We start from the raw sequence: 22,115 nt of genomic DNA, 5'->3' as shown, positions 1-22,115 counted from the left end.
TCAGGCAGTCTTTCGTAGAACGAGTAAGGAACGAGCGGTGACCTCCACCGGTGTACCCGCTTCGATCGATTTCTCACCCGCTCCCGTGCGCGCTGCCGTATCGAGCGCGACGGTCCATTCCTTGGCGTAGTTCCCGTCCGGTGTCACGAACTCGAGAGTTTCGTGATGTGCGTTGAAACACAACAGGAACGAGTCGTCCACCACCCGCTCGCCGCGCTGATTCGGTTCCGGGATTCCCTCGCCGTTGAGGAAGACGGTGAGCGACTTGCCGAAGCCGCTGTCCCAGTCCTCGGGCGTCATCTCCTCGCCTGCCGGGGTGAGCCAGGCGATGTCTCGAGCCTGTTCGCCGGTACGGATGGGCCTGCCCTCGAAGAACCGTCGACGACGGAATACCGGATGCTCGGCGCGCAGGGCGATGGCATTGCGGGTGAACTCGACCAGCTCGGCATTGGTCTCGGCCAACGACCAGTCCATCCATGCCAGTTCTGAATCCTGGCAGTAGACGTTGTTGTTGCCCTGCTGAGTTCTCGCCATCTCGTCACCGTGGGCGATCATCGGCGTGCCCTGGCTCAGCAGCAACGTCGCCATGATGTTGCGGATCTGGCGCGCTCGGAGGTCCAGAATCTCCGGATCGTCGGTAGGCCCTTCTACGCCGCAGTTCCAGGACCGGTTGTGGCTCTCGCCGTCGTTGTTGCCCTCGCCGTTGGCCTCGTTGTGTTTCTCGTTGTACGAGACGAGATCGTTGAGGGTGAATCCGTCGTGAGCGATGACGAAGTTGATGCTGGCACCGGGTCGGCGACCGTTCGACTCGTACAGATCAGAGGATCCGGTCAGCCTGGAGGCGAATTCGCCGAGCGTGGCCGGCTCGCCGCGCCAGTAGTCACGCACGGTGTCGCGGTACTTGCCGTTCCATTCCGTCCACAGTCCGGGGAAATTGCCGACCTGGTAGCCGCCTTCGCCGATGTCCCACGGCTCGGCGATCAACTTCACCTGGCTCACCACCGGATCCTGCTGAACCAGATCGAAGAATGCACTGAGGCGATCGACGTCGTGCAGCTCGCGTGCCAACGTGGACGCGAGGTCGAAGCGGAATCCGTCGACGTGCATCTCGGTGACCCAGTAGCGCAGCGAGTCCATGATGAGCTGCAAGGTGTGCGGATGCCGGGCGTTGAGACTGTTGCCGGTGCCGGTGTAGTCCATGTAGTGCTCGAGGTCGCCGTCGACCAGTCGGTAGTACGCCGCGTTGTCGATGCCACGGAAGCTGATGGTCGGGCCCATGTGGTTGCCCTCGGCGGTGTGGTTGTAGACCACGTCGAGTATCACCTCGATGCCTGCGGCGTGGAACGCGCGAACCATGGCCTTGAACTCGGTGACCGCGGCACCCGGCGACTGTAGCGACGAGTACTCCGCATGGGGGGCCAGGAAGCCGAATGTGTTGTAGCCCCAGTAGTTTCGCAGTCCCTTGTCCAGTAGAACCTGATCCTGCATGAACTGGTGAACCGGCATCAGTTCGATCGCCGTGACGCCGAGATGGTTGAGGTGATCGATGATCACCGGATGGGCGAGCCCGGCGTAGGTGCCGCGCTCGGCCTCGGGGATGTCGGGGTGGTTGATGGTCATGCCCTTGACATGGGCTTCGTAGATGACCGTCTCGTGGTACGGGCGGTTGGGAGCCCGGTCGGCCTGCCAGTCGAAGAACGGGTTGATCACGACGGTGGTCATCGTGTGACCGAGCGAATCATGCTGAGGGAAGTCGTTGTTCGGCTCGTCGTCGTGAGCGATGGGGGCCACGTCGACGATCTCGCCTGCCGCGTCGTCGAGGTCGGCCGCGTCCTCGAATGGGGCCTCGACGGTGGACGCGATGTCGGTGTCCTCGTCTTCGTCTCCCTCTCCGGCTTCGGTTGCGGCCTCGGCAGCGTCGAGCTTCGGCTCCGGGGCCGGCTCCGGAGCCGGGGTGTCGATGTTGTACGAGAACAGTGATCGGTCACCGTCGAACGATCCCTCGAAGGCCTTTCCGTACGGATCGACGAGCAACTTGCTCGGGTCACAGCGGTGTCCGGCCGCCGGATCCCACGGGCCGTGAACGCGATAGCCGTAGCGCTGACCGGGAACTACCGTCGGAAGGTACGCGTGCCACACGTAACCGTCGGATTCTTCGAAACGGATTCGGGTCTCGGTACCGTCCTCGGCGATCAGGCACAGGTCCACTGCCTCTGCGACCTCGGAAAACAACGCGAAATTGGTTCCGGCTCCGTCGTAGGTCGCTCCCAATGGATAAGCGGATCCCGGCCATACGGCGATGGCGGGAGTGTCGTCGGAGGCTTCGTGCTGCATGGATCAACCCTACTGTGACCGGGGGGGCCGGGCTTACCGAGTGCGGGTCGCTCCGGTCACGGTCCGCTCCACCATCCGGTGGCCGATCCGATCTGCCGTCCCAGCTCGGTGGTCAGCGTGCGCACGTACGTCGCGGTGAGGTGGTGCTCGTCACGGTAGATCAGTACGTTGCCTTGCTCGGCTCGGCACACCGTGACATCGCAGACCGCGTTGGACAGGTCGAGAGCGGAGAATCCCTGCAGCTGGAACGACGAGGCCAATGCTGGATTGACCGAGTCCAACGCGTCGTCTCTCGGTATACCGCACGAGGTGGCCGTACCGCCGTCGGCAAGGCAGTCGATGGCGCGGTATGCGAGCCACGGAGTGTCGCGGACACCGAGTATTCCGACACCGTCGGCGGCCAGTTGTCGCCACACCGAGGTGTACCAGGTGGGTGTGTAGTCGCCCGGAGCATCCTCCCGCGGGCGGGTGGCGGTGGTGAACACGTACTCCGGTGCCATCGCGGCGACGTCGCTGAGCACGGTCTGCGTCCAGTCCAGGCAGTCCGGATACTCGTTTGGACCGAGCATCGGCATCGTGTCCACGCTCAGCGGGCATCCCATCTTCAAGAATGTGACGACCTTGAACCCGTGCTGCAGTCCTAGTGCATCGAGGGCTGTCACCCAGTGCTCGGCGTGTGAGCTGCCGGCGAGCACAATCGTTCTGGCGGCGTTGACGTCGCCGTACGTGCACGACAGTGCGTCGCGGGTTTCGAAGTCTGCGATGCACCCCTCGAGGGTGGTGACGGGGAGATCCTCCGGAGCCGAGTAGAGCGGAGGGCTCACGTCGGCCGGGTCCGCGCGGATTCCGTCGGTCAGCTCGAGCGCGCCCGGGTGGGTGAGGTCCACGACCGTGCCACTGGATTGCACGGCGCTGATCGCACGAGCGATGTAGATGTTCCAGCCGATCGAACCCACGGTGACCGCGATCGCGGCGATCGCCGCGCAGGTTGTGACCGCGATCCGTCCCGGAGTCAGTGTGGTCGATTGTGTCGGTCGCTCGACCAGTCTGACGGTGAGCCACGCGAGAGCGACCGAGGCGGCGATGATGCCGAGACCGCCGAGCACATCGGCATGGGGTTTACCGGTGACCGCGAGGTAGAAGATCAGCAACGGCCAGTGCCACAGGTACAGCGGAAACGCGATCGACCCGACCCACGCGAAGAACCGGTTGGACAGGGTGGCGGCGACGGCGGTCTCCGAGCCGGCGATGATCAGCGCGAGCGTGGCCAGCACCGGAATCAGCGCGAGAGGTCCGGGAAAGTCGGTCACCCCGTCGACGACGAAGCCGCAGACGACGATGACGGTCATCCCGACAACGGCGAGCACACCGCGCGCGGTCGAGGACACCCTGGGGTAGCGCTCCGAGTCCTCTCGCCGGGGCCCGGTGCTTCGGGCCGCGAACACAGCGGCGACGGTGGCACCGAGCATGATCTCCCAGAGCCGTGCGCCGGTGTCGTAGTAGTTCCAGGCCTGATGCCGTTGCACACCGTCCGCCGCGTACACGAAGGACACCACGGCGATCGCGAAGAAGATCACTGCGAAGGTGCGCGGCCGAAGACTGCGAGGTCCGTCCGGGCGGACTCTGCGCCGGACCCACGCGAGGCCGAATACGACGGCGATGGCGAACAGATAGAACTGGAACTGCACGGCCACCGACCACAAATGCTGGACAGGACTCACCGACGGGTCGGCGGCCAGGTAGTCGTTTGCTGTTGTCGCGAGTTGCCAGTTGACGTAATAGAACACACCGGAGACAAGTTGATCGCCCAGATCCGCCCAGCGGGTGCGTGGTAACAGGAACACCGACGCGACAGCCACGGCGAGAAGGGTGATCAGCAGGGGTGGACCGAGCCTGCGCAGTACTCGGACGACGCGAGTGACCGGATTGAGGCTGGCTCCGGCCTGAGCCGATCGCAACAAGGACGCGGTGAAGAAGAACCCGGACAATGTCAGGAAGACATCGACGCCCCCCGATACCCGACCCAGCCAGATGTGGAATACGACGACGAGGGCGATGGCCACACCGCGCAGACCGTTGAGATCTCGCCGCTGCGGTGGTCGATTCTGGGCACCAGGGGACTCCGTGCCTGGCGCTGGTCGCTCGGAAACGTAAACCGGCGCGTCGTGGACCGCCGCCGAGAAGTCGGAGGCCGAGCCGCGGTCGGTACTCGGATGTACATGCATGAAGAAGAAGTGGCTCCGGCTGTCGATCGACTACTCGGTCGGGTGTGCGATACCGGGCAAACAATACGTGTACGCGACGTGAAGCACTGCGCAGAGTCCGGTTCGGGCCGATAGCCCCAGCTCGCGTCGCGGTACTGACGCCGCCGGCGTTATCGGCTTGCACTGGTAACGCGCGCGTGCAACTATTTATAGCGCGCGTGCAATTACATGCGCGAGAAGGATAACTGCGTACGCCTCTTTCAACTCAGGAGCCTCGTCATGCCTCTAGGCTTGCTCGCCCTCGCAATCGGAGGATTCGGCATCGGATTGACCGAATTCGTCATCATGGGACTACTGCCTGACGTCGCGGCCGATTTCGCGGTCACCGAGGCCACCGCAGGCTGGCTCATCACCGGTTATGCGCTCTCCGTCGTCGTCGGGGCCGTGGTCCTCACTGCCGCCGTGACGCGTTTTCCTCGCAAGACAGTGCTGCAATCCTTGATGTGCCTGTTCGTCGCGGGAAACCTGATCTCGGCACTGTCGGGCAGTTACGAGATGTTGCTGATCGGCCGTGTCGTCGCTGCGCTGTGTCACGGAGCGTTCTTCGGCATCGGTGCTGTGGTCGCGGCCGGCCTCGTCGAGCCGGCGAAGAAGGCCGCAGCGATCGCGATGATGTTCGCGGGCCTCACCGCGGCCAACGTTCTGGGTGTTCCGTTCGGCACATTCCTCGGCCAGAACTACGGATGGCGCTCGACGTTCTGGGCCATCACGGTGATCGGGATCATCGCACTGATCGGAATCGCGGCCCTGGTGCCCCGCGAGCGAGCGCGCGGCGAGGGTAGCGATCTGCGCCGCGAATTGGGTGCGTTCCGATCACTACAGGTCTGGCTCTCCATTGCCACCACGGTGTTGGGCTTCGGCGGCATGTTCGGGGCGTTCACCTATATCGCGTTCACCCTCACCGAAGTCAGTGGTTTCGCCCCCAGTTCGGTGCCCTGGTTGCTCGTGCTGTTCGGCGGAGGTCTGTTCGTCGGAAACTACCTCGGAGGCAAAGCTGCCGACCGGAACCTCACCGTCACACTGTTGGCGTTGCTCGGCGCGCTCGCTGTGGTCCTCGTCTTCTTCGCACTCACTGCACAGAGCCGCCCGGCGACGATCGCATCCCTCGCCCTGATGGGGGCGTTCGGATTCGCGACGGTACCGGCCCTGCAGATGCGGGTGATGTCGTTCGCACCCGGCGCTCCGACGATGGCCTCCGGTGCCAACATCGCAGCGTTCAATCTCGGAAATGCGCTGGGCGCGTGGGTCGGTGGCGTCACGATCTCGGCCGGTCTCGGCTACACCTCGCCCATCTGGGCCGGATTCGGTGCCACCGTGCTGGCGGTGGTGGTCTTGTCGACTGCAACAGTCCTGCTGCGTCGTGCAGCACCGGGTGAGGACCGCGTCAGCGCGACGACAAGTGCGGTCGCATCGTCCACCTGAAGACCGAACGAGCGAGCGGTTCCTGATACCTGTCGCCGCTTCAGGAGTGTGGGAACCACAACTGCTGTTGCAGTCGACAGCTCGATGTCCACCGTGGTTCCGTCCTGGTTCGGCAGGACGAGCCTGCTGCCCTCGAGGGTGGGCGACACGACACCGCGGCGCCGGTGAATTCGCGCGGACACGATCGTGGCCCGGTCCAGGGTCGCGACCACCGTTCCGGAAACGAGCAGAGTGAGTGCGTCGGCTGACAGAACGTGCGGGTGCACCCGATCCAGGGCGAGCGATGATGCAACGGCCACCAGCGAGGCCATGGACAAGACTGCAACCGCAATGCTGAGCCACAGCCACGGAATCAGCAGATGGAGAACGACCATCTCGATGACGGTGGCCGCACCGAACATCAGGGGCATCGCGAGAGTTCCGCGCGTGGCCGTGAACACCAGCGAGTCCGCCGGAATCGGTGCACGACGGCCCCGCATCCACAGCAGCATCGAGCGCCACCTGCCCACCCGGACTGCCGTTTCGGCCGTCATTGTGCGCCTTCGGACCGGGTGGCTTCGCGGCGCAACAGACGTGCGGACGCTCGAACGATCACTGCGCGTTGCGCCGGATCGGGCACGATGTCGTCGATGCTCAGTGCGCTCGTGCCAGGCGTATCCCCGGCGGCGGGCGGTGTGGACGGCAGTGAATCGAGATCGAGCATCGACACCACATCCACTGCAAGAGAATCGATATCGGCCTCGACCTCATCTGGATCCCGACCGTCGAGAGCGCTGAATCTGTGGAGAAGCCCGAGATATCGTCGACGTCGGTCGTCATCGAGGAGCGTCGCGGTCACCGTCTCGAAGAACGAGGCAGGAACGGTGCCCGATATCGCCATCACCTCCAGGAGGTCGCGTTCGCGGGTCAGCGCTTCTCGGTCCGCGTCGGCAGCTGCATCGATCGCCGCGGTCAGCACGTCGGCCACAGTGTGTGGAAGTGCGCTCAGCCTTCGTTGTTCGACGGCGTCGTCGAGCAATGCCGACAGGCGAGTGTGCTTGCGCGCCAGCACCTTCTGCTGCGATTCGATTCCGGTCAGCAGAGCGCGCAAATCAGCGACCACGTCGTCCTCGTCTGCTGGGGCCCCGCCCAGTACCGTCGCAATCTCGCTCAATGGCATCCCGCAGTCCGCCAGCCACCGAATTCTCATCAGCCGCACCACGTCGTCGATCGAATACTCGCGATACCCGTTGGACAAGCGGCGCGGTTCGGCGAGCAGGCCGAGGCGGTGGTAGTGGCGTACCGTCCGAGGGGTCGTTCCAGCGGCATCCGCCAGCGATCCGATTCTCATACGTTCACTGTGAACCATGACGTAGCGTCCAGGTCAAACGGCGGTGCACGCTGCTACGGCGACGGCAGCCGTCCCGGCAGCCGACCGTCAGCTGTTCAGACGGCCGAATCCGACGACGCCCGGGTCGGATCCGTAGTGCAGGGAGTGGACTCGAATCTTCCCGGCCTCGTTGCCTCCGACGGTGATGGCCTCGTCGCCCTCGACGGCCACGATCACGTTGGTGTGTTGGCCGGCCCAGCTCGCATTGTCGTACAACACCACATCTCCCACGACGGGCGTGTAACTGCCGACTTCCTCGAACCGACCCTGCTGCTGGTAGTACTCCTGCAGTGTGTAGACACCGGGTATGCGCCACGAACCTGAATTGGGGTTCGACAGGGGCATATCCGCTTCCTTCATGATCCAGCTGACGAAATCGGCACACCAGGCCTCGTCGACGCCCTCGGCGTAGAACGTTCCCGGCCGCTGTTGCTCGTGCTCGGCCCGCAACAGCTCCACGACCCGGGCCTGATCAGCGGTCAACTCACCGCTGTTCACCTCGGGGAAGGCTTCGGTGTCCCATGGGAGGTACCGGCTCGGCGCCAGCCACAGAACCCCGACCGCCACGACCACGACGAGGGCTGCGCACGCGGCAACCCACAAGGGCCACCGTCGTCGGGTGCGCGGCGCGGTCTCGATGCTCATGGTGCCCACGGTAGCGCGATCGGGGGCACGGCTTGGCACAATGACACCGTGGCACACCCTCAGGATCGGTCGTTCGTCGCTGTCCCGGAGCTTGTCGTGGACGCTGCACGCACTGCTTCGCGCATCACTGTTCTCACCGGGGCCGGAATGTCCGCCGAATCGGGTATCTCTACGTTTCGCGATGCGCAGACCGGCCTGTGGAAGGACTTCGACCCCAAGGCTCTCGCGAGTCCCGAGGGGTGGGCGGCCGACAGCGACCTGGTGTGGGGTTGGTATCGATGGCGAGCAGCGTTGGTGCGCCGCTCCGAACCCAATGCCGGTCACGTTGCACTGGCGAGCTGGCAAGGTCGGGCACACGTGGACATCGCCACTCAGAACGTCGACGACCTGCACGAACGGGCCGGGGCGACAGTGTTGTCTCATGTGCACGGGTCATTGTTCGATCCGTACTGCAGCGACTGCGGGACGCGCGGTGCCGTCGAGGACGCCGACGACGAACCCGCCGAGGCGGATCAGCGGGTTCCGCCGCCCGAGTGTCCGCTGTGCGGCGGGCTGATCCGTCCCGGCGCAGTCTGGTTCGGCGAATCTCTTCCCGAGGATGCGTGGCGTGCGGCCGAGAAGGCTGTTCGCGACGCAGACCTCGTACTCGTCGTCGGAACCTCCGGAGTCGTGTACCCGTTCGCCGGACTGCCTGCGATCGCTCGCAGCGCAGGAGCCACGGTAGTCGAGGTCAACCCGGTCGAGACCGAGGTCTCGGACATGGCCGATCATCGATGGCGTACCACTGCGGCGGTGGGGCTACCGGCCTTGGTTGCACGGGTGTGACGTCCGATCAGGTGTCCGTGGACTGGTTGGGATCTCCATTTCCATGCCCTCGGATTCCGGTCAGCGCGCGAGTGAGGGCATCCATTGCCGATGCGGCACTGTCGGTTTCGGTGGGGCCGAGTGCGGCCAGGCTCGCAATGAGCGCGGAGATCTCGGGGACGGTCAACTGCACCGGTTCGGGATTGCGGTGAGATGCCAGGCGGGAACCACCGTTCGTACCCGGCACCGACACGATGGGGACTCCACTCTCACGTAAGCGGGCGAGATCGCGTTCGACGGTGCGGACGCTCACGCCGAGCCGTTGCGCCAGTGCAATTGCGGTGAGCGGCAGTGTCGCCGAACTCAGCCACTCGACGATTCGCTGCTGGCGCACCACCCGTCGCAGGGTGAGAACGTTGTCCAGGGAACTGGGAGAAGTCGTCTCTGTCGGCACTGCCCGATTTTCGCTGATCACCGACACCGCCCTGACGGGAATGGGTCGTACCGTTTCGATCATGAAACCTGACACGGAATCGATCGAAGACTTCTTCAATCGCTACACGGGGTATTTGACCGCCGGTGACCTCGATGGGCTCGCGGAGATCTACAACTATCCGGCTTTGGCCGTTACTGCACGCGGCTGTGCGGCCATCGCCGATCCCGAACAGACGCGAGAGTTCTTCGCGCAGGGGCAGGACTTCTACCGCTCGCGCGGGATACAGGGTGTGCGCGCACGCGACATCGTCACCGAGATCCAGGTGCCGGGAGTGTGGGTCGGACACCTGCTGTTGGAAAATCTCGATTCCGACGGTTCGCCGGTGGGTACCGAGCGCAACGCCTATCAGGTGGTGACGCTGGCGGATGGGGCCCGAAAGATTGCGGTGACGACGCCGCTCGATGCCTAGAGTTGTGGTCTCGATCCGCGCCTATCCATGCAAGAGCCCGGCGACCAGAGCGTCGACGACCTCGTCGGTGGATGTGTCGGGATCGATCGGATACGTCAGCCGGTCCAGTAACAAGCCGTCGATCGCGTAGTGGAAGAGGGCAACTTCCTTCGCGCCCCCGGGTAGTCCTGCGGCGAGGTTGAATTCGACGTCCGCTGCGAAACTCGAGCTCTGCCACGCGCCGAGTGCGTTCCTGATGTCCGGGTGTCTCGACGCCTCGAGCCGCAGCTCGAACAAGGCCAGTGTCACCTCGCGATTGGCGATGAGTCGAGCGACGATGTCTCGGATGTAGGCACCGAAGAGTTCGGGGCTCGGCGGCATCGCACCGAGTGATTCGTGGACATGTGGGTCGGGGGCGAGTCGTTCTCCGATGCGTTCGATGAGCCCGGCTATGACGTCCGCGCGGGTCTTGAAGTAGTTCGAGGCAGTTCCTCTCGGCACTCGGGCCTCGTCGTCGATCGCGCGATGGGTGAGTCCACGGGCTCCCTCTCCGGCCAAGATGCGGAGACCGGCGTCGGCCAGTTCGGAGCGTCGGAGTGGGTTACGGGCCATGCCCATAGGCTAGCGGAACCACTACGGATGTCGTAGTCTGCTTTCAACCACTACAGCCGTCGTGATCGGAGATCCTCATGCGTGAACTCGTGTACTACGTTGCCGTCAGCCTCGACGGTTACATCGCAGCCCCCGACGACACATTTTCGGACTTTCCGATGCAGGGCGATCACATCGACATGATTCTGCGCGACTACACCGACACCATCCCCACGCTGGGGCTTCGAGCGACCGGACTCACGCCCGATCTGAGTCGTTTCGATACCGTTCTCATGGGGTGGAACACGTATCGGGCCGGGGGAGTCCATCCTCCGGAGGGCCCGTACGGGCATCTGAAGCAGTACGTGTTCTCACGCAAGCATTCGGCCGTCGAACCGGCAGTGACCTCGACCGGTGACGATCCCGTGGAAATCGTACGAATGTTGAAGAGCGAAAAGGGTAGTGGGATCTGGCTGGCAGGTGGAGGCATGCTGGCGTCGGCGCTGGTAGGCGAAATCGACCGGCTGATTCTCAAAGTGAATCCGGTGCTCCTCGGGTCGGGCAAACGACTCTTCGCCGAACGCGAGTATTCGCCACTACGGTCGCGTCTCGTTGCCAGCGCATCCTATGAATCAGGGGTGGTGGTCAACGAGTACGCGGTGGACAGATGACGCAGTATCGGCGAAATCGACCCCGACACCGATTCCGCTGCCTATACACATTCCGTTGTCGGCGACGGTGGAAGTCGTACTCGGTACTGTGGGTGAGAACGGGTTTTCTTTCTCAGGTAGGGATTACAGATGGCTTTGGGCTCCGACCGATTCTGGCGCGTACTCGGCCGCTCCGCGCAGAAGGCGCAGAGCACCTCGCGTCGACGCGTCGACCGAGCCCAGGAGCATGCCCAGTGGGCAGCTGATCTGCCCGAGAGCGAGTTGGCGACAGAGGCGACCGCGCTTCGTGTGGACGATGTCGAGCGTCTCGACGTTCCGCGGTATCTGGCGTTGACGCGCGAGGCGAGCGATCGTGCCCTGAAGCTACGGCCCTTCGATGTGCAACTGCACGGTGCCGTGCGGTTGCTCGCCGGCGATGTGGTGGAAATGGCAACCGGCGAGGGCAAGACGTTGGCCGGTGCCGTTGCTGCCGTGGGATATGTGTTGTCCGGGCGTACGGTGCACGTGATTTCGGTCAACGACTTTCTCGCGCAACGCGACGCACAGTGGATGAAGCCGTTGTTCGATGCGCTCGGAATGAGTGTCGGATTCATCAGCGAGGCGTCGAGCGCGGTCGAGCGCCGCGCAGCCTATGCGTGCGACATCACGTATGTCTCGGTCAACGAGGTCGGATTCGATGTTCTGCGTGATCATTTGGTGAACGACCGAAAAGACCTGGTCTCACCAGCACCTGATGTGGCGCTGATCGACGAGGCCGACTCCGTTCTGGTCGACGAGGCGCTCGTACCACTGGTGTTGGCGGGTTCGGTGTCGGGTGACGTCTCGACGTCGACGGTGATGGATGCGGTTCGATTGTTGGACAAGGGCGTTCACTACGACACCGATGCCGAGGGGCGCAATGTCTTCCTCACCGACGAGGGAGCGCTGCAGATCGAGAAGGATCTCGGCGGCATCGACCTGTACTCCGAGCATCACGTCGGAACGACATTGGTCGCCGTCAACGTTGCTCTGCATGCCCAGGTTCTGGTGCAGCGCGATGTCGACTACATCGTCCGCGATGGGCGGGTTCAGCTGATCAATGCCTCCCGTGGGCGGGTGGCAGAGCTGCAACGCTGGCCCGACGGGTTGCAGGCGGCGGTAGAGATCAAGGAGGGAATCGAGCCCACCGAGACCGGCGAGATTCTCGACACGATCACCGTGCAGGCGTTGATCAATCGGTACGCCACGGTGTGCGGAATGACCGGCACGGCGATGGCGGCGGGGGAGCAACTGCGTACCTTCTACAGCCTCGGTGTCTCGGTGATCGAGCCCAACGTGCCCACGGTTCGTGTCGACGAGAGCGACCGGGTGTACGACACGACCGAGCACAAGAACGCGGCAATTGCGCAGCAGGTGAAACAAATTCACGAGACCGGTCAGCCGATTCTCATCGGAACCCACGATGTTGCGGAGTCCGAGGCGCTGGCCGAGACGCTCGATGCGAGCGGTGTGAGCGTAGTGGTGCTCAACGCCAAGAACGACGCAGAGGAAGCTGCAGTCATCGCCGCAGCCGGTGCATACGGTGCAGTGACGGTGTCGACGCAGATCGCAGGCCGGGGAACCGATATCAAGCTCGGCGGTCCCGACGGAGCTGATCGCGAGCGGGTTGCCGAGCTCGGTGGGCTGTACGTTCTCGGCACCGGTCGCCACACCACCGAGCGCCTGGACAATCAGCTACGTGGACGCGCAGGCAGGCAGGGCGACCCTGGCCGCTCGGTGTTCTTCGGTAGTTGGGAGGACGATGTCGTCAAGAACAACATCGGCGACAAGGACGCTCCCAAAGGTATCGACGACAATGGCCGGTTCACCTCCTCGGTGGCTGCCGAACGCGTCGACCACGCACAACGCATCGCCGAGGGGCAGATGCTCGAGATCCATTCTCGTACTTGGCGTTACAACCAGCTCACCGCCCAGCATCGCGAGATTCTCGATCGCAGCCGGGCCACGTTGCTCAACACGGACGAGGCCCTGACTTTGCTCGAGGCGCATTCGCCGAGTCGCGCGGAAGAGCTCCGGGAGACGGTGCCCGAGGAGACGCTGGCCGATGTCGCACGCCGGATTGTGCTCTATCACCTCGATCGATCGTGGTCGGACTACCTCGCCCACCTCGCCGATGTTCGGGAGAGCATTCACCTCCGGGCGCTGGGTCGAGAGAACCCGCTCGACGAGTATCACCGCATCGCGGTCGAGGCGTTCAAGACGGTGTCGTCCAAGGCGATGGACCTCTCGCACGCGACATTCGAAACTGCCGACATCACCTCCGACGGTATCGATCTCGATCGAGAAGGCTTGCGTCGGCCGACGTCGACCTGGACGTACATGGTGCACGACAACCCGTTCGCGTCTCGCGGAAATGCCGGTGCCGCCGGCCTGGGGCCGATTTTCGGTGGCTGACGCGGGCCGTGCACTGATTGCTCTCGCGTTCGGCGCGAGTGTGATCGCCGGTGGGTGTACCCAGTCGTACGGTGAATTCCCCGCCGACAAGACCTACACGTCCATCGATGCGCCCGATTCGTATACGCCGGTCGAGGGAACGACCGTCAGGCTCGAATTCGCCGACAACCGAATCTCGGCAGAGGCCGGGTGCAACAGGCTGTTCGGCACCGTGGACACCTCGCAGGGCCGGATCACCGTCGAGTCGCTGGGTTCGACGCGCGTTGCGTGTCCCCAGGCGTTGTTGGACCAGGACGGGTGGCTGTCTGCGTTTCTGACTTCGAAGCCGAAGTGGTCCCGCAAGGACGGCACCATGACATTGGACAACGGAAGCGAACGGATCGTCTTCGCCGAGTCCTGATCTGCCGAAGACCTACCGGCGGACGCGGTCGGCAGTCGAGTGGCGAATTCCGTCGAGGAAGAGTTTCAGTCCGAAGTCGAATCGGCTGGTGGGATCGGGACTGTCGAACATCGGCGACGCGTCCTCGGTCAGGGCTCCTGCGGAGTCCATCTGAAGTCGGGCCTGCTCGTCCACCGTCTGGCCCAGGATGTAATACAGCAAGGTATCGGCGGTCAACTCCGATTCGCGCCGCGGTAGTCCTGCGCGAATGCAGACCGCGGCCAGACGCTCGCGAATGTGGTTGGTGGTCAGTCGCGAGGCGTAGGTTGCAGCGACGAGTTCGGCGCCGTCTCGGCGTGAGAGCAGCGCGTCGCGCACTCGGTGTGCGATCTGGCCGATCTGCGCATCCCAGGACTCCTCCGTGGACGGTGCATCGGCGCCGGAGAGCAGGTGATCGGCCATCGCGCCCAGCAAGGTCTGCTTGTTGGGGAAGTGCCAGTACAGCGCCCCTGGTTGCACGTGCAGCAAGGTAGCCAGGCGGCGCATCGTCAGGTCGGCGAGGCCGTACTCGTCGAGGATGGCGATGGCACCGTCGAGGACGTCCTGCCTGCGTAGCTGCACTGCTTCCTCCTGGTTCTTCGACGTGTTCACTTTGACAGTAGTCGAGCGCGTTGCCTAACGTGAACACCGTTCAACTTGAACAGCGTTCAATAATGGGTTCGACGACGAGGGGACCGGTATGGATATTTTGTGCGCGGCGCGTGAACAGGTGCTCGGCGAGGGCATCGCACTCGATCGGTCTCAGGTTCTCGAGGTGCTCGAGCTCGATGACGACCGTCTGGAAGAAACGATGCAGCTGGCACACGAAGTTCGTATGCGGTGGTGCGGGCCGGAAGTCGAGGTGGAGGGGATCGTCAGCCTCAAGACCGGCGGATGCCCCGAGGACTGCCACTTCTGTTCGCAATCAGGGCTTTTCGCATCTCCGGTTCGATCCGCCTGGCTCGATATCGCAGCGCTGGTCGAAGCAGCCAAGCAGACTGCCAAGACCGGAGCGACGGAATTCTGCATCGTCGCCGCAGTGCGCGGACCCGACGACCGGCTGCTCGCGCAGGTCGCCGCGGGAATCGAAGCCATCAGGCAAGAGGTGGACATCGACATCGCGTGCTCGCTGGGCATGCTCACTCAGGAACAGGTGGACCAGCTCGCGGCCATGGGCGTGCACCGCTACAACCACAACCTCGAGACCTCCCGATCGTATTTTCCGAATGTGGTGACCACCCATACCTGGGAGGAGCGGTGGGAGACTCTGCGCATGGTTCGGCAGGCAGGCATGGAGGTCTGTTGTGGCGGGATTCTCGGCATGGGGGAGACCCTCGAGCAACGGGCCGAGTTCGCGGCCGACCTCACTGCGCTCGAACCCGACGAAGTGCCCCTGAACTTTCTGAACCCGAGGCCGGGCACCCCGTTCGGAGACCTGGACGTACTTCCGGCCTCCGATGCGCTGCGTGCCGTGGCCGCCTTTCGGCTGGCGCTGCCGCGGACGATTCTGCGCTTCGCTGGAGGTCGCGAGATCACCCTCGGTGATCTGGGGGCGCAGCAGGGGATGCTCGGCGGTATCAATGCAGTGATCGTCGGCAACTACCTCACGACACTCGGCCGTCCGGCAGAGCAGGATCTCGATCTGCTCGGCGAACTGCAGATGCCGATCAAAGCGCTCAACTCCACGATCTGATGGGCGTATTAGGGTGGGTGGAATGACGAGCGAGATCCACTACGACCCACACACCGGTGTGCGGATCGAGTCATCGACCCAGGTGGCCGAGAATTCGCTGACGGTCGCCGTTCGCCTCGGGCTCGAGCCCCCGAGGTTCTGCGCTCGATGCGGCCGCAGGATGGTGGTGCAGATCGTTCCCGATGGTTGGACGTCGGTGTGCTCGCGGCACGGCCTGATCGATTCGACCGCGACAGGCAGGCGCTAGGTGGTCATGTCCGAACTGCACGAGAGCCCGTCGCGTGCGAGCACCGCTCGGGTTCTGGCCGTGGTCGTCGGGATATCGGTGGTCCTGTCCGCGCTGTGCGGCATTCTGTGGGGCTTCCTTGCTCCGGCGCAGCAACTGCTCGTGGTGGCACAGGATCGTGGTGCGGCGCTGACCGGAGAGAGTCTGCACCGTTTCGATGCCCTCGCATTGTTCGCGTTCGCGTCGTTCGGGCTCGGTGTGATCGTTCCGATTGCGTGTTGGCTGTGGAAGTCCGAGCGCGGACCGAGGCTGTTCGTCGCTGTGCTCGTCGGCGCGCTCGCCGGTTCCCTCGCGGCATTCCTGGTAGGCAACGGCATTGCCGCCCTGCGCTTTCCGAAGGCGGATGATCCGGCGATCGGATCGATCGTGTCGGTGGCACCTGCCATCGGCACCCCGTTGGTGCTGATAGTGCAGGCGCTGACGGCCTCGCTGGTCGTCCTGCTGCTGGCCGCCATGAATCCCAACGACAATCTGCAGTACCCCGACCCCGATCCGGAGGACGTCGACGCTGCCCCGCCGCCACCGTCGTTCGACTCACGTGTGGGTGAGTGATCACATCGCCGCTCATGCTTGCGGCGGCCGTAGGGCAGCGAACTCGTCGGTGACGCGAATGCTGTTGTCGGCAAAGCGAAACAGTGCCGGTGGACGGCCACCGGCTTTGCCCGACGGTGCTCGTCGTCCGGTGGGCTCGATGACGCCGCGACGGCCGAGGACTCGTTGCAAGTTGGTCGCGTCGACCTGATAGCCGAGGGCTGCGCCGTAGATCTCCCGCAGCGTCGAGATCGCGAATTCGACCGGTGCCAGGGCGAATCCGATGTTGGTATAGGACAGTTTCGCGGCAAGTCGATGTCGCGCATGAGCGACGACGGTTCCGTGATCGAACGACATCGCGGGCAGTGCCGAGACCGGATGCCACATCGTGTCGGCAGGCAGCGTGGGCTCTGCCGATATCGGCACCAGGCCGAGGAACGTCGACGCAATCCGTCGATCTCCAGGAACCCGATCCGGATCGCTGAACACCGACAGTTGTTCGAGGTGCGCAACCGTCCGTACGTCGACCTTCTCGGCCAGTTGGCGACGTGCCGAGGTGGCGAGGTTCTCGTCGTCGCGTAGCGCACCGCCGGGAAGTGACCAGGTTCCCGCCTCCGGGTCGAGCGCGCGTTGCCAGAGCAGCACGCCCAGTTCGGGGGCGTCCGGGTCGGAAAATGCCCGAACTTGGAACACCGCAATGAGGACTTCGTGGACGGTGCTACGATGAATCATGTTTTCGATCATAAGTCGAAAACTTCCTCGGAGGAAATTCGGTCACGGACGACCGGATGATCGGTGAAGGAGAACCGTCATGACCAGCAGCGCTACCCGGGTGAACAATCTCGAGTCGAACTTCGCCGGTGTTCGCGACATCGTCGACGGAGCCGGTGGCTACGGGGGAGTCGAGGCGACGCCGGAATGGGCCGCGGAGGTTCGACGGCTCGCCGATCTGCGCGGTGCGACGCTGCTCGCGCACAACTATCAGCTGCCGGCGATTCAGGACGTCGCCGATCACGTCGGTGACTCCCTCGCGCTCTCTCGTATCGCCGCCGAGGTATCGGAAGAGACGATCGTGTTCTGCGGTGTCCACTTCATGGCCGAGACGGCCAAGATTCTGAGCCCGAGCAAAACGGTCCTCATCCCGGACCAGCGGGCCGGATGCTCGCTCGCCGATTCCATCACCGCGGGCCAGCTCCGCGAATGGAAGGCCGATTTCCCCGAGGCCGTCGTCGTCTCGTACGTCAACACCACCGCCGAGATCAAAGCCCTGACCGATATCTGCTGCACCTCGTCCAATGCGGTCGAGGTGGTGCAGTCCATCGACCCGAACCGCGACATCCTGTTCCTGCCGGATCAGTTCCTCGGTGCGCACGTCAAGCGCATCACTGGGCGCGAGAACCTGCACATCTGGGCAGGCGAATGCCATGTACACGCCGGTATCAACGGCGACGAGCTGGCCGAGAAATCGCGTACTCACCCTGACGCGGAGCTGTATGTGCACCCCGAATGTGGTTGCGCCACATCGGCTCTGTACCTCGCAGGGGAGGGTTTCGTCCCCGCCGACAAGGTCAAGATCCTCTCCACCGGAGGCATGCTCGACGCCGCCCGCGGCACTGCATCCAAGCAGGTCCTGGTCGCCACCGAGATCGGCATGCTCCACCAGCTGCGCAGGGCAGCACCCGAGGTCGACTTCCTCGCCGTCAACGATCGTGCGTCGTGTGGATACATGAAAATGATCACCCCGGCGGCACTGCTTCGTTGCCTCGTCGAAGGACGCGACGAGGTGCATGTCGATCTCGAGACCGCGAACATCGCCAGCAAGTCGGTGCAACGGATGATCGAGATCGGTACCCCCGGCGGCGGCGAGTGAATCCGTCGGTCGACTGGGAGACCGAAACCGATCTCGTCGTCGTCGGTGGCGGAATCGCCGGGCTCACCGCCGCTCGTACTGCCGCAGCGCGCGGGATGCGTGTACTGACCATCAGCAAGGGCAGCTCCATCGACACTGCGACGCACTACGCACAGGGTGGAATCGCGGTAGTCGGACCAGATCTGGAAGATTCGATCGAATCGCACGTGGCCGACACGTGTGCCGCAGGCGCAGAACTGTGCGACGAGGCCGCGGTGCGGTCCATCGTGTCGGGTGGGCGCGCCGCGATGGCCTCGCTCGAGGCCGCAGGCGCTGCGTTCGATCTCGGACCGGACGGATCACCCGCGCGGACCAGGGAGGGCGGGCACAGTGTGCGTCGAATCGTCCACGCGGGCGGCGATGCCACCGGTGCCGAGGTTCAACGGACTCTCGACGCTGTGGTGCCTGCGGTGCACTTCGACACGACGGCGCTGCGCGTGTTGACGACGGACGGTGAGGTGGCGGGGCTGCTGGTCCGCGGTCCCGAGGGCGTAGGGGTCGTTCGTTGCTCGACGGTATTGCTCGCGACCGGTGGGCTGGGGCAGCTGTTCTCGTGCAGTACCAACCCCGCGGGTGCGACGGCCGACGGGATCGCGCTCGCCCTCGATGCCGGTGCCCGTGTTGCCGATCTCGAATTCGTTCAGTTCCATCCGACCGTCTTGTTCGCAGCCGGTTCGACAGGCCGTCGCCCGTTGATCAGCGAGGCGGTGCGCGGTGAGGGTGGCCGACTCCTCGATGTGACCGGTCGCGCATTCATGGCTGACGTACACCCGCTCGGCGACCTGGCCCCACGTGATGTCGTGTCACGGGCCATCGCCGAACTGTTGCACGTCAGCGGGGCCGAGCACGTACTGCTCGATGCTCGTGGAGTCGAGGGAGTGCACGAGCGGTTCCCCACCGTGACCGCCTCCTGCCTCGAGGCCGGTATAGATCCGGCGAAGGACCTGATTCCGGTGGCACCGGCAGCGCACTACTCCTGCGGTGGGATCGTGACCGACACATTCGGTCGCACAACGGTTCCGGGATTGCTCGCCGCCGGCGAAGCGGCTCGTACGGGTCTGCACGGCGGGAACAGGCTGGCATCGAACAGCCTGCTCGAGGGACTGGTGGTCGGCGAACGTGCGGCCCTCGTTGCCGCCGAACGGAAGGGACACGCCGTGGAGGTCTCCGATATCGCCCTGCCCACTTATCGCCGCATCGACCGAGCCGTATTGCAACGCACCATGACTGCCGAAGTCGGTGTGGTTCGGGACGCCGCAGGACTGGACGAGGCGCGTCGCGTGCTGGCTCAGGGCGTTGTGTCCGAACCGCCGGTCGATCCGCGTGCCGTGGAGGACGCGGCGTTGACCGCTGCAGCGGAGGTCGTCGTGCTCGCCGCCGCTCACCGTCGTGAAAGCAGAGGGTGCCACACCCGACGTGATTTCCCGGACAGTGATCCCGCGCAACGCCGTAGCCTGCATATCGAACGAGGTTCGGACGGCCGTCTCGAGATAGTGAACGACGACGTGATGACGGGAGCACGATGACATGACCGATACGTCGAACGAGGTGAGCCCGGGCGTCGATCGCGCCGAGGTGCTTGCCCTGATCCGGACAGCGCTCGACGAGGATCTGCGCTACGGACCCGACATCACCACTGTGGCAACGGTTCCGCAAGATGCCGTGGCAACGGCCTCGGTGGTATCGCGTCAGTTCGGCACGGTCGCCGGCCTCGATGTGGGCCTGCTGGTGCTCGACGAAGTGATCGGTGCGACGGGATATTCCATCGCGCATCGCATCGAGGACGGATCCACCGTCGAACCTGGGCACACCGTTCTGACGGTCGAGGCCCCGACTCGGGGGCTGCTCACGGCCGAGCGCACCATGCTCAACATCGTGTGCCACCTGTCGGGGATCGCGACTGCAACTGCCGCGTGGGTTGCCGAGGTGGCCGATACCGAGTGCAAGATCAGGGACAGTCGAAAGACGTTGCCGGGACTACGTTCGCTGCAGAAGTACGCGGTGCGTGCCGGCGGAGGTGTGAATCATCGAATGGGCTTGGGCGACGCAGCACTGATCAAGGACAATCACGTGGCGGCAGCCGGATCGGTTGTCGCAGCGCTCGATGCGGTGCGAGCCGCGGCTCCGAGTATTGCCTGCGAAGTGGAGGTGGACAGCCTCGAGCAACTCGATCAGGTGCTCGCCGAAGACGTCGAACTGGTTCTGCTGGACAACTTCGCGCTGTGGCAGACGCAGATGGCGGTGCAGCGCCGAGACAAGCTCGCTCCGAAGACCAAGCTGGAATCCTCCGGTGGGCTGACCGTCGACGTGGCGCGAGACTACGCACGAACGGGCGTGGACTTCCTCGCGGTGGGCGGTCTGACACACTCGGTGACAGTGCTCGACCTCGGACTGGACATGTAGTCGAGCCTCGCAATGTGAGGGAATCGGTCGAAATGGAATTGCAGAGTGCCCGCCTGGACAGCTGGATCTGGGCGGTGCGGTTGTTCAAGACACGTTCGGCGGCAGCCGCTGCCTGCCGCGGCGGCCACGTGCGCGTCAACGGGACGCCCGCCAAACCCGGCCAGCGCATCGGGCCGGACGACGAGATCAGGCTCCGAGTCGACGGGCTCGAGAAGATCGTCGTCGTCGTGCGGGCGATCACCAAACGTGTCGGCGCAGCGGTCGTTCCCGAGTGCATGATCGACAAGAGTCCGCCGCCGCCGCCCAAAGAGGTGGTGGCCTCGGTGCCGAGACGCGATCGAGGAGCAGGAAGACCGACCAAGCGTGATCGACGGGAGATCGACCGACTACGGGGCCTGGCCTGACAGCTTTCGAGCGGCGACAGTAACTCGGCCGACTGAACGCATGAACACGAATTCCGTTGAGGTTCAGTCGACTTCTCCGATGTCAGCAACATAAAAGCCGAAATTCGCCACTGTTGCCGCGACCGTAGGGCTGGTTCTGTTCCTGACGGTAGTCGTCGGCTGTGCATAGTCGGCAGGCTCCTCAGTCGGCATTGTCATTACCGGGCTGGCCCGGTAGCGCCGTTTCCCTGTTGGGTGTGCAGACTCGTGCCTGGGTCGCCAGGTTCACCGGGGGTGCGTCGTCACCTCCCGCCGACTTCATCGCGGATCGCGCAGGCGCTTGGGCCGTACAGGAGGCAGGTGTGTGCAGCAGGCAGGGCTGTGCCCTGGTGCTGGTATGGGTCGTTACGCGGGTTGTCGTGGTTCTTCGTCGCCGGTGCGGCCGGTGTCCTCGGTGTCCCCGGTGTTGTTGTTGTGGTGGTTGTGGTGGTCGGGTGGGTGCAGTACTTCTTCTGGGTGGTGTGCGTGGTTGATCAGCCCGCAGCGTTGGGGGTCGATGTCGGTGGGTGGGTGCCAGAGGGTGCGGCCCGGGTAGCGGTGGCGTGCGGTGGTTTTGGTGGTGGCCCATGTGCCGGGGCCGGTGCCGACGAGTGCGTGGTGTATGTCGCAGCCGAAGGTGAGGGAGTCGATGTCGGTGGGTCCGCCGTCGATCCAGTCGGTGACGTGGTGTGCCTGGCACCAGGTGGCGGGGCGGGTGCAGGAGGGGAAGCTGCAGCCTCGGTCTCGGGCGATGAGCACGATGCGTTGGTCGGGTGAGGCGATGCGTTTGGAGCGGCCGAGGTAGAGGGCTCGGCCGTCGTCGTCGAAGATGGTGAGGTAGTGGTGGGCGTGGGAGGCCATTCTGATGGCGTCGCGGATGGAGACGCGGGAGCCGGTGGCGGTCATGGCGTAGCCGCAGCCGGCGTCGAGGTCTTTCAAGGTCATGGTGATGATGGCGGTGACGGGTAGGCCGCGGTGGGTGCCGAGGGTCCCTGAGGCGAGCGTGTGCCGGAGCGCCAGTTTCAGGGCGTCGTGA

The 22,115-nt window shown here is 64.3% G+C and carries 22 protein-coding genes; 13 read left to right on the top strand and 9 right to left on the bottom strand.

Annotated elements, in window-relative coordinates:
• Positions 1-2,334 (bottom strand): glycogen debranching protein GlgX, encoded by a 2,334-nt coding sequence (glgX, locus tag ACOQFP_RS08825; RefSeq protein WP_421584051.1) that lies wholly within the window; start codon positions 2,332-2,334, stop codon positions 1-3.
• A gap of 56 nt (positions 2,335-2,390) precedes the next feature.
• On the bottom strand, positions 2,391-4,559 hold the full coding sequence (locus tag ACOQFP_RS08820) for an acyltransferase family protein (protein WP_421584050.1): 2,169 nt from the start codon (positions 4,557-4,559) through the stop codon (positions 2,391-2,393).
• A 258-nt stretch (positions 4,560-4,817) separates the two neighbouring features.
• On the opposite strand from ACOQFP_RS08820, the gene ACOQFP_RS08815 reads away from it, so the two are divergent.
• Positions 4,818-6,020 carry an MFS transporter gene (locus ACOQFP_RS08815; RefSeq protein ID WP_421584049.1) on the top strand — a complete coding sequence of 401 codons (1,203 nt, stop codon included), beginning with the start codon at positions 4,818-4,820 and terminating at the stop codon, positions 6,018-6,020.
• Between the two features lie 529 nt (positions 6,021-6,549).
• Here the strand turns inward: ACOQFP_RS08815 and ACOQFP_RS08810 are convergent.
• Positions 6,550-7,350 carry a MerR family transcriptional regulator gene (locus tag ACOQFP_RS08810; RefSeq protein ID WP_421584048.1) on the bottom strand — a complete coding sequence of 267 codons (801 nt, stop codon included), beginning with the start codon at positions 7,348-7,350 and terminating at the stop codon, positions 6,550-6,552.
• 87 nt (positions 7,351-7,437) lie between these two features.
• Positions 7,438-8,034: a CHAP domain-containing protein gene (locus ACOQFP_RS08805; protein ID WP_421584047.1), complete on the bottom strand. Its 597-nt coding sequence runs from the start codon at positions 8,032-8,034 to the stop codon at positions 7,438-7,440.
• Between the two features lie 96 nt (positions 8,035-8,130).
• Between ACOQFP_RS08805 and ACOQFP_RS08800 the strand changes: the two genes are divergently transcribed.
• A complete protein-coding gene (locus ACOQFP_RS08800; RefSeq protein ID WP_421584237.1) occupies positions 8,131-8,859 on the top strand; it encodes an SIR2 family NAD-dependent protein deacylase in 729 nt (242 codons plus the stop codon).
• A 7-nt stretch (positions 8,860-8,866) separates the two neighbouring features.
• Here ACOQFP_RS08800 and ACOQFP_RS08795 read toward each other — a convergent pair whose 3' ends face one another.
• Entirely contained in the window at positions 8,867-9,292 is a 426-nt protein-coding gene (locus ACOQFP_RS08795; protein ID WP_421584046.1) for a helix-turn-helix transcriptional regulator, read from the bottom strand.
• 61 nt (positions 9,293-9,353) lie between these two features.
• Between ACOQFP_RS08795 and ACOQFP_RS08790 the strand changes: the two genes are divergently transcribed.
• On the top strand, positions 9,354-9,743 hold the full coding sequence (locus ACOQFP_RS08790) for a hypothetical protein (RefSeq protein WP_421584045.1): 390 nt from the start codon (positions 9,354-9,356) through the stop codon (positions 9,741-9,743).
• A gap of 21 nt (positions 9,744-9,764) precedes the next feature.
• On the opposite strand, the gene ACOQFP_RS08785 is transcribed toward ACOQFP_RS08790, so the two are convergent.
• A complete protein-coding gene (locus tag ACOQFP_RS08785) occupies positions 9,765-10,334 on the bottom strand; it encodes a TetR/AcrR family transcriptional regulator (RefSeq protein ID WP_206489125.1) in 570 nt (189 codons plus the stop codon).
• A 77-nt stretch (positions 10,335-10,411) separates the two neighbouring features.
• On the opposite strand from ACOQFP_RS08785, the gene ACOQFP_RS08780 reads away from it, so the two are divergent.
• The 3 genes from ACOQFP_RS08780 (at position 10,412) to ACOQFP_RS08770 (ending at position 13,817) form a co-directional block, all read left to right on the top strand.
• Positions 10,412-10,984 carry a dihydrofolate reductase family protein gene (locus tag ACOQFP_RS08780; RefSeq protein WP_421584044.1) on the top strand — a complete coding sequence of 191 codons (573 nt, stop codon included), beginning with the start codon at positions 10,412-10,414 and terminating at the stop codon, positions 10,982-10,984.
• A 129-nt stretch (positions 10,985-11,113) separates the two neighbouring features.
• Positions 11,114-13,417: an accessory Sec system translocase SecA2 gene (gene secA2, locus ACOQFP_RS08775; RefSeq protein WP_421584043.1), complete on the top strand. Its 2,304-nt coding sequence runs from the start codon at positions 11,114-11,116 to the stop codon at positions 13,415-13,417.
• Positions 13,410-13,817 carry an META domain-containing protein gene (locus ACOQFP_RS08770; RefSeq protein WP_421584042.1) on the top strand — a complete coding sequence of 136 codons (408 nt, stop codon included), beginning with the start codon at positions 13,410-13,412 and terminating at the stop codon, positions 13,815-13,817. Before secA2 ends, ACOQFP_RS08770 begins: the two co-directional genes overlap by 8 nt.
• A gap of 12 nt (positions 13,818-13,829) precedes the next feature.
• Here the strand turns inward: ACOQFP_RS08770 and ACOQFP_RS08765 are convergent, their stop codons facing one another.
• Positions 13,830-14,417, bottom strand: a complete 588-nt coding sequence (locus ACOQFP_RS08765; RefSeq protein WP_421584236.1) for a TetR/AcrR family transcriptional regulator C-terminal domain-containing protein — start codon at positions 14,415-14,417, stop codon at positions 13,830-13,832.
• Positions 14,418-14,535: 118 nt separating this feature from the next.
• Here ACOQFP_RS08765 and bioB point away from each other — a divergent pair, with 118 nt between their 5' ends.
• From bioB to ACOQFP_RS08750, 3 genes are read left to right on the top strand one after another with little or no spacing between them, the layout of a single operon-like run.
• Positions 14,536-15,528, top strand: a complete 993-nt coding sequence (gene bioB / locus ACOQFP_RS08760; protein WP_206489121.1) for a biotin synthase BioB — start codon at positions 14,536-14,538, stop codon at positions 15,526-15,528.
• A gap of 22 nt (positions 15,529-15,550) precedes the next feature.
• On the top strand, positions 15,551-15,775 hold the full coding sequence (locus ACOQFP_RS08755) for a hypothetical protein (protein ID WP_206489120.1): 225 nt from the start codon (positions 15,551-15,553) through the stop codon (positions 15,773-15,775).
• A gap of 6 nt (positions 15,776-15,781) precedes the next feature.
• The gene (locus tag ACOQFP_RS08750) at positions 15,782-16,366 is read left to right on the top strand and encodes a DUF2567 domain-containing protein (protein ID WP_421584041.1); all 585 of its coding nucleotides are present in this window, start codon (positions 15,782-15,784) and stop codon (positions 16,364-16,366) included.
• 12 nt (positions 16,367-16,378) lie between these two features.
• Here the strand turns inward: ACOQFP_RS08750 and ACOQFP_RS08745 are convergent, their stop codons facing one another.
• Complete coding sequence (locus tag ACOQFP_RS08745) at positions 16,379-17,077, bottom strand: NUDIX hydrolase (RefSeq protein WP_206489118.1); 699 nt, start codon at positions 17,075-17,077, stop codon at positions 16,379-16,381.
• Between the two features lie 79 nt (positions 17,078-17,156).
• Between ACOQFP_RS08745 and nadA the strand changes: the two genes are divergently transcribed.
• The 4 genes from nadA to ACOQFP_RS08725 are packed head-to-tail and all read left to right on the top strand — an operon-like array spanning position 17,157 to position 21,061.
• Complete coding sequence (gene nadA / locus ACOQFP_RS08740) at positions 17,157-18,215, top strand: quinolinate synthase NadA (RefSeq protein WP_421584040.1); 1,059 nt, start codon at positions 17,157-17,159, stop codon at positions 18,213-18,215.
• Entirely contained in the window at positions 18,212-19,780 is a 1,569-nt protein-coding gene (locus ACOQFP_RS08735) for an L-aspartate oxidase (RefSeq protein ID WP_421584039.1), read from the top strand. The genes nadA and ACOQFP_RS08735 overlap by 4 nt, the downstream gene beginning before the upstream one ends.
• 1 nt (position 19,781) lies before the next feature.
• Positions 19,782-20,657 carry a carboxylating nicotinate-nucleotide diphosphorylase gene (nadC, locus tag ACOQFP_RS08730; RefSeq protein WP_341244707.1) on the top strand — a complete coding sequence of 292 codons (876 nt, stop codon included), beginning with the start codon at positions 19,782-19,784 and terminating at the stop codon, positions 20,655-20,657.
• 32 nt (positions 20,658-20,689) lie between these two features.
• A complete protein-coding gene (locus ACOQFP_RS08725) occupies positions 20,690-21,061 on the top strand; it encodes an RNA-binding S4 domain-containing protein (protein ID WP_206489114.1) in 372 nt (123 codons plus the stop codon).
• A 384-nt stretch (positions 21,062-21,445) separates the two neighbouring features.
• Here the strand turns inward: ACOQFP_RS08725 and ACOQFP_RS08720 are convergent.
• The coding region (locus ACOQFP_RS08720; protein ID WP_421584038.1) for a DUF222 domain-containing protein at positions 21,446-22,115 on the bottom strand (670 nt) is incomplete at its 5' end.

The sequence above is a fragment of the Rhodococcus sp. MALMAid1271 genome (assembly GCF_049195265.1).
Lineage (GTDB): Bacteria > Actinomycetota > Actinomycetes > Mycobacteriales > Mycobacteriaceae > Rhodococcoides.
The sequence above is the reverse complement of the archived record's forward strand: the minus strand, read 5'-3'. Positions and strand labels throughout refer to the sequence as shown.